Annotated in this window: 4 protein-coding genes; 3 read left to right on the top strand and 1 reads right to left on the bottom strand. The window is 64.0% G+C overall.

The genetic code is table 11. From position 1 onward, the window contains the following. Positions 1 to 338: 338 nt before the first annotated feature. The 3 genes from FHG66_RS20960 (at position 339) to FHG66_RS20950 (ending at position 5,125) form a co-directional block, all read left to right on the top strand. Positions 339 to 3,386 carry a helicase-related protein gene (locus tag FHG66_RS20960; protein WP_139079095.1) on the top strand — a complete coding sequence of 1,016 codons (3,048 nt, stop codon included), beginning with the start codon at positions 339 to 341 and terminating at the stop codon, positions 3,384 to 3,386. A 554-nt stretch (positions 3,387 to 3,940) separates the two neighbouring features. Beyond that, positions 3,941 to 4,225: a hypothetical protein gene (locus tag FHG66_RS20955; RefSeq protein ID WP_139079094.1), complete on the top strand. Its 285-nt coding sequence runs from the start codon at positions 3,941 to 3,943 to the stop codon at positions 4,223 to 4,225. Positions 4,226 to 4,492: 267 nt separating this feature from the next. Further along, complete coding sequence (locus FHG66_RS20950; protein ID WP_139079093.1) at positions 4,493 to 5,125, top strand: acetate and sugar kinases/Hsc70/actin family protein; 633 nt, start codon at positions 4,493 to 4,495, stop codon at positions 5,123 to 5,125. 322 nt (positions 5,126 to 5,447) lie between these two features. Here FHG66_RS20950 and FHG66_RS20945 read toward each other — a convergent pair. Further along, positions 5,448 to 5,854 (bottom strand): tyrosine-type recombinase/integrase (locus FHG66_RS20945; RefSeq protein WP_176556389.1); only part of this gene is annotated, 407 nt, incomplete at its 5' end.

The following is a 5,854-nucleotide window of genomic DNA, read 5'->3' as shown; positions in this document are numbered from 1 at the left end:
GGGCATTCCTTCGTCCTCCTCAGGCCCGAAAGCCTACTTCAGGGAGGACCACTTTTCAGGGGGCAGACCACTGATCTGGCCCTGGACAGTGCCGAGGCCGGCGGGATCCATACCTCGGCCGCATGATCAAAGTTTATTCATGGCTGCAACGAATAGCCAAGTGTTATGCAAAACCCTCAGGGATGTGCCGATCAGGTGGACTGAATCGATGACCGAGGTTCCCGGTGCCGTCCAGAGGGGCTGTATGGCCGCGTCAGTTATGAGGCCGGTCGGACGCTGGAGGAATCCCACGGGTCACAAGAACGGCGCACCGGCCCGGCGTGAATGGGACTAGGTTCATGAACACTATTTCGGCTCCGCCGTCTCCACCCCAACCGGGCGAGATCGTCAGGCTGCGCGGCGATCCCGGACGGATGGGGCGACTGGAGCAGATCGTCGAAGTCCGCAGGCGCCCCTATGGTGTGGTGCTCTTCCCGTCTGGCCCAAGCCGGGTGCCCCTTGAGTCATTGGAGCCCCTACCAGCCCAGCTCGAGAGCCCTCTTGATCTGCTGCGGCGTGGAGCCTTGGAAGGGCCCGAGGGCCTAAGGCGTCACCTTGCTCATATTCGTCTGTCGGGTCGCCTGTCGGATGTTCTTTACTCGCTCGAGGCTACCGATACCGAATTCTTTGCGCACCAGTTCAAGCCGGTCCTGAAGCTCCTGAACTCTCCGACAGGGCACCTGCTGATCGCGGACGAGGTGGGCCTTGGAAAGACTATCGAAGCAGGCCTCATATGGACCGAGCTCGCAGCGCGCCTCCAGCACCGCCGGCTCGTGGTCGTCTGCCCCAAGGTCCTTTGCGACAAATGGAAGCTCGAGCTTCAGGGAAAGTTCGATCTTGATGCCCGGATCATGGGACCCGATGACCTGACAGCCGCGCTCACATCGCCTTCGAAGCAACGGAAGGGCTTTATCGCGGTCTGCGGGATGCAAGGGCTGCGTCCACGCCCCAAAGCAGATCGAACCGGCACGGCGGCGGATCGGTTGGCCGAGGCCTGCGAAGGGATAGAGGCGTTTGATGCCCGCATCGACATGCTGATTGTTGACGAGGCGCACCACATGCGCAACCCGGGCACTCAGACCAACCTGCTTGGGCAGATGCTCGTCCGCCTCGCCAGCAACGTCGTCATGCTCTCGGCCACCCCCATTAACCTGCGCAACCGCGACCTCCACTCCCTTCTTCGGCTAGTGGATCCCATCACCTTCCGGGACGAGCGTGCGCTCGATGACATCGTCGACGCGAATGCACCCGTCATCGCCGCGCGTGATGCGGTCCTGCGCGGGGAGGGGCCTGCCGAGGTTGCAAGGTTGCTTAAAGCGGCCTCCCGGCACCCGCTTCTGGCGGGCACGCGCCAACTCGCCCGTCTACGGGACGAAGTCTTGTCTGCTGGCAACCTGGACCCGGACCGGCGTGCCTATCTCGCCGCGCGCATCGAGAACGCGAACCTCCTGGGCAATGTCGTCAATCGCACGCGGCGCCGCGACGTCGACGACCTGCGAGTCGAGCGCAGGGTCAGTGCCATGAAGGCAGGCATGACCGCAGCCGAACGCGAGGTGTACCAGGGCGCGACCGCCGCAATCCAGGACTTCGCCGAAACCCGGGGATTGCCGGTGGGCTTCCTCACCGTCACTCCCCAGCGGATGGTCGCTTCGTGCCTGCCTGCGACGGTGGCCCACTGGCGGCGAGGTCTGGGCCTTGAAGGCTTTGAGGACGAGGACGAGGAAGAAGACGGCGACCCCGGATCGCTGCGCCAAGAGCTTGGCCGGCTGGCCCTGGGGATCGCTGATGCGGATGACCTCGAAGCCCAGGACACGAAATTCAGCCTCTTCCTGTCGTTGCTTCGGGAGCACCTTGTGCAGAGACCTGGCGAGAAGCTGGTGGTGTTCTCCACGTTCCGCCCGACTCTCGCCTATCTGCGGCGCCGTCTTGGAGACGCAGGAATCCTGGCGGTCGTGATGGATGGCCAGGTCAAGGACCGGACCGAACTGGTAGAGCGTTTCCGGACCGAACCTGACCTCCCGGTTCTGCTTTCCTCCGAGGTTGGGAGCGAGGGCATCGATCTCCAGTTCGCATCCACAGTCATCAACTACGACCTGCCGTGGAACCCCATGCGCGTAGAGCAGCGCATTGGTCGGGTGGACCGACTGGGCCAGGAAGCTGAAGCGATCACCGTCATCAACCTGGTGCATGCGGACACGATTGACGAGCGGATCTGGGACCGGCTCTATGGCCGGCTGAAGCTTTGCGAGACGGCGCTCGGCGGGTTCGAAGATATCCTGGGACAGGAGATGGCCGGGATCACACGGGACCTGCTGTCCGGGCGGATGTCCCCCGACGAGCGCGACCGCCGGATCGACCGGGCCGCGCAGGCCATCGCCAATCGTCGGGCCCACGAGGAGGAACTCGAACGGGAGGCATCTGCTCTGATTGCGCATGGCGACTACGTGCTTCGCGAGATCCAGGCCAAGCGTGATGGCCAACACCTCATCTCCGACGACGATATCGTCGAGTATCTGCGCCTTGGACTCGGAACCCTGCATTCCGGCTGCGACCTCCAGCGTGATCCAATGGCGGACCGGCTCGAGCTGCGTTTGACCCCCGAGGCCCGCCACGAGCTTGAGCAATGGGCGAAGGCCCGTGCCCTGGATCCTGGTCCCCTTTCCCGCGCTTCGGGGCCGGTCGCATTCCGCCTCGGCAGGTCGACGCCCCGCAATCGGCTTCCAAGGCTGGGGCAGGCTCATCCGCTCGTACGATACGTGTCGGATCGCCTCAGCCAGCGCGGCGACATGCGCGCACCGGCTGTGGCCTTCGCCTGTTCGGCGGATGGGGCTTCCGGATTGGAGCCAGGGCTCTACTTGGGCGCGGTCCAGGCTTGGACCTTTGGAGAGGGTTCCGAGATACGCCTCGCCTACAGCCTAATACCCTTCGGTACCGGAGACACCATCGAGCCTGGCGACGCCGAACGGGTCCTCAGGCGCAGCGTTCCCGCCAGCCGAGCTTGGACGACCGTTTTCGAGGAGATCGATCTCGAGGAGTCAGCTCGTCGCGTGTCCGAGCTACTGGAAGACCTCTTCATTCGCTTCGACGAGGAACGGGAGCGCAAGACCAGCGAGATCTCAGATCGCATCGCAATCCAAATCGCGACTCTCGAGCGCGGCGCCGCGGAGGATCGGGTGCGTATCGAGCGGCAGATCGTTCCAGGTGGAGCCCTCGAGGCGGCGAACCGGGCACGCCTGACCCGGCTGAACGAGAGGATCGAGCAGCGGCGTCGGCAGATCGAGAAGCAGGGCGGCGGCGTCCCGTCGAACCGAGACGTGGCCGTGATCCTGCTGAAAGTGGAGGGGTAAGAATGATATGGGATGAGGACGAGACAGGCTGGCTGGAGAAAGCGGCCCGTTGGATGGCGGGAAAGCTCGGCCTTAGCCCTAAAGCCACAACTTCCCGCGAGCCTCCGCCGGTAACCAACAGCACTGACAAGGCCAGAGACTTCACCGCCGGAGCCTCCGTCCCGCGACCCTCGACGTCGATCCAAGATGTTTCCCGTCCCGGACGTGACAGATCGGCGCGTTCCAGCTCTGAAAGGTCGATCCCATCAGCCGAAATTCATCTCCTGCGTCTGACTGCCCCACCTCGACCCGCCGAAAACGCCCCTGAGCCTGAACCGGCGACCAGCAAGGCCGCCCAGGCTCCGAAGAGACGCGTTCGCCGTCCAGCGGGAAAGCCTCCGGGAACGATCGTCCAGACGAAGGCGTCGATCGCGGCCATGGACGCTGCTCTGATCCGGACACTCAAGCCCTTGCCTGCCGGTGGGCCTTCCCGCGCGGATCATGACGAGGTCGAGCAACGGTGTCGCCACCCCAGTGCACGGCTCCCAGAATGGCAGCATCCCGGCGAGACCCTGGTGATCGGGCTCGACGTTGGCTCGACGAGCACCAAGATCGTCGTGCGGACACCTTTTCTGCCGATGAGCCAAGGGCAAGCGGTCCCGGTGCCGTCCTGGCTTCGCGCTGAGGGTCACCCCTATTACTGGACCACCGTTCTCTGGGAAGGTGAGGATGGCCGCTACGAGCTACTGCCTCCGACACAGGGTGCCCGGACCGTCGATCGGCTGAAGGTGGCCTTCCTGGGAGCAGGGTCATCCATTGAGGACCACGCGGATCCAACGACCCGCGACCTCACCGCATGAATCGCACTTATGCTGCGCCAGACAATCGGGTGGCTTCATCTGAACCAACCCCGCATGATGGCGTCCCAAACTTTCCGCGTCGGGGTCAACGTAGGCTTCCCCGCGCGAGGATTCGAGGAAACGCCGCTTCGGGCCAGGTTCGAGCGGTGCTGCCGCGCTGCGCGACGTCTCGCGGAGGCCGGTGAGGAGATTACTCGCACCTCGGTCGCGAACGCTCTTGCTGGCCTCACGGCGTTAGATTTCGCCGAGGATGTGGGGGTCACCGTCGTGCCGGAGCTCGCGGGCGCGGTCACGGGCTTTGCGAATTCCTCGGAAGGCCACGATGGTCGCTTCATCCTTGTCGACGTGGGTGGCCTGACGGTCGATTGCGCCTTCTTCCGTATCGGCAAGGTACGAACCTACGAGAAGCGAATTGGCATCTATGCCTCCGCCACCTGCCAGCACGGCGTTGACGTGACAGAGGCCTGGCTCGACCAGGACAACAGCGAGGCCGCCATCCCGCCGCTGATTGGCAGCCTGATCTGCGACACGCTTAAGGAGGGCAGCCGCAAGCTCCGCCAGGACCCGCTCAGACGGATAGCCGAGAGAACCCCCGTCTTCTTCGTGGGCGGTGGCGGGAAGTCGGAGCTCTATCGGGCCGCCCTGCCCTGGGCGATCAAGAGCCTCAAAAACTCCGTCTTCGAAACCGAGCTCGTCGCGCGGGACCTTTCGCCTGATCGGCGGGATCTGGATACGCCGCTCTGTAAGGGAATCGACCACGATCGGCTGCTCGTGGCTTGCGGCCTGTCCCATGACATCGGCGACATTCTGGAGTGGGTTACCCCAGATCAAATACAGGATGGCGCTCGCGTCGGCCGGATAGACGTCGATGCCAGGATGGTCGGTAAGGAACAGGTGTGACATCGCGCCCTCTGCGTTTCGGTGGAAGCCGCGCAGATCACTTCAATCCTGCTCCAAGAGCTGGCGAGGGCCTCCATAGATCAACATTGGGGGCGCCTGCCCACAGCACCCGACCCGTCCAAACCCCAGCCGGTCTAAGTCTCGTATCTTCGTCGGTGGATGGCTCGTCCGAGCCGGTCAAAGGGCGGGGCTCTTGGAGCGTCGCGCCGCACGTGAAACCCCGGCGCAATGGCCGGGGCTCATCTACTGGCGACAGGAACATGAGGGAGGTGGGAAGTCCGCCCGACCGGCAGCAGACGTCGCGCGGTCGTGGTGGCGAGGATCAGACCGAGACCAATTCCCCGAACCGCACCGGAGCACCGGACTTTCGCCGAAAATCCCAACCGTGAGCCAGCAAGCGGTTCCCGAGATCCTCCGGAGCGGCCTTGGTGTAGCGCCTCGCCGTATCTCCCTTGTTCCAGCCTCCCAGATCCAAGAGCCGCTTCCAGTCACCAGTTTGGGCATAGAACCAGGTGGCCCACGTATGCCGCAGCGTATAGGGCACAACGTCGTCGCCCAGACCGGCCGTATCACGGATCTTGTTGAAGGCTTTCGCCATCTGACCGCCACGACGGTCATGAAGGACGTATTCCTCGCCGTTCGGTGCGCGGAATGCCCGTGACCTGCCCCCCGGGAGCTCCCTCGCTGTGACGTAGAGTCTGCCCATCCTGAAGGAGCAGACGACATGAG

It is taken from the genome of Rubellimicrobium rubrum, from assembly GCF_006152115.1.
In the GTDB taxonomy this organism is placed as follows: domain Bacteria; phylum Pseudomonadota; class Alphaproteobacteria; order Rhodobacterales; family Rhodobacteraceae; genus Rubellimicrobium; species Rubellimicrobium rubrum.
The sequence above is the reverse complement of the archived record's forward strand: the minus strand, read 5'-3'. Positions and strand labels throughout refer to the sequence as shown.